The following is a 1,538-nucleotide window of genomic DNA, read 5'->3' as shown; positions in this document are numbered from 1 at the left end:
AGGGCGAGACCCGTTTTTCAGGGCGAGGAGCCGGAGCGGCCCTAAAACACTACTTAATTTATCAGGAGAAGAAAGAATGACAATATTGGATAAAGAAATAACAATTGATGAATTAAAATCAATAGCAGAGGTTGGTTTTGGAGAGATGGTTAAAGCTGTCGTTGATGTTGATCTGGGAATAGTAGCCATTGATGCGGAGCTGCATTCTGATCTTGAAGCGTATTGCATCGAGAGAGAATCAAAACTGAAGAATCTTTGGGGAATAAATTATTACCCTGAGATGGAAGGCGAAGATTTTATTGAATATGACTCGATGATTAATATAAGACCCACTCAGGGAAATAATAGTCGTGCCGTGGAAGACGAATCAATTCGAAAGAAAATTATTGATATAACAAATAAATGGATAAAAAGGTAAAGTAATGGAATTTCAACATAAGAGTCTTGCAGAAGGGCGTTGGGCCCAGATGTCTTTGTCAGAACAAATGGCAAATATAGGCAGCGAGATCAGCCGGGCACTGAATTGGAAAAGAAAGAATAATGAAAAATATTGTCTGAAGTCTGTTGGTAGAGCCTTAGAACTTATTTCTCTAACTCTTGATTGTATAACGGTTAAGTCTCACATTAAAGAGCTTGCTAGATTAAAAGAAGTGATTTTGGATTATTTTTACGGCAACAATGAATTCTCATCTTCTGAAATTTTATGGGAAAAATATTTTAATCATTTCAATTTTGCTGCCAGGAACAGAAAAATTTAAGTGGTTCATAAAATTTCATAACAACCCTTACGCTAAATAGTTCGCAGGGGATGTAAGCCCAACGTGTGGTTAAAGTGTTTTCGTGGTCAAGTGTTCTCGTGTTCAGGTGCTAATATCTTGTTAAGAAATCCACTTTCAATCTTTTACCAAAAATAAAAGGAGGAACCATGTTGAGACACAAATCCATCTTGGTCATTCTTGTGTGCTTCCTAATACCTGCGTTGTTGTTTGCCAATTCTGGTGCGGACAAGGGAAACGCCCGCGAAGATTGATATACCTTACGAGAAGTTCGTACTTAAGAACGGACTTACCCTCATTGTGCACGAGGATCACAAAGCACCGATTGTTGCGGTGAACGTTTGGTATCATGTGGGGTCAAAAAACGAAAAATCCGGAAAGACCGGTTTTGCCCACCTATTTGAACATCTCATGTTCAACGGTAGCGAACACTTTAACGATGACTATTTTCAGGCTTTAGAGCGAGTTGGCGCTACGGATTTGAACGGTACGACCAACAAGGATCCGAACTAACTACTTTCAAAATGTGCCTACTTCGGCCTTGGATGTCGCACTCTGGATGGAGTCGGATCGTATGGGCCATCTACTTGGCGTAATTGACCAAGAAAGGCTTGACGAACAACGCGGCGTAGTTCAGAATGAGAAGCGACAAGGGGAAAATCAACCTTACGGACGAAAGATCTGGCATTCCATCGCACACTCCACCTACCCATCTCACCATCACTACTCATGGGAAACCATTGGTGCTATGGAAGACCCAAA

2 protein-coding genes and 1 pseudogene are annotated in these 1,538 nt (G+C 40.8%); all 3 read left to right on the top strand.

The annotated features are described in order from the left end of the window. Positions 1-76 precede the first annotated feature (76 nt). The 3 genes and pseudogenes from IH879_02150 (at position 77) to IH879_02140 (ending at position 1,538) form a co-directional block, all read left to right on the top strand. The gene (locus IH879_02150; protein MCH7673738.1) at positions 77-418 is read left to right on the top strand and encodes a hypothetical protein; all 342 of its coding nucleotides are present in this window, start codon (positions 77-79) and stop codon (positions 416-418) included. A 4-nt stretch (positions 419-422) separates the two neighbouring features. Further along, the gene (locus IH879_02145; GenBank protein ID MCH7673737.1) at positions 423-758 is read left to right on the top strand and encodes a hypothetical protein; all 336 of its coding nucleotides are present in this window, start codon (positions 423-425) and stop codon (positions 756-758) included. 216 nt (positions 759-974) lie between these two features. Continuing rightward, positions 975-1,538 (top strand): annotated as a pseudogene (locus IH879_02140) (insulinase family protein).

The sequence above is a fragment of the candidate division KSB1 bacterium genome (assembly GCA_022562085.1).
Classification (GTDB): domain Bacteria; phylum Zhuqueibacterota; class Zhuqueibacteria; order Oceanimicrobiales; family Oceanimicrobiaceae; genus Oceanimicrobium.
The sequence above is the reverse complement of the archived record's forward strand: the minus strand, read 5'-3'. Positions and strand labels throughout refer to the sequence as shown.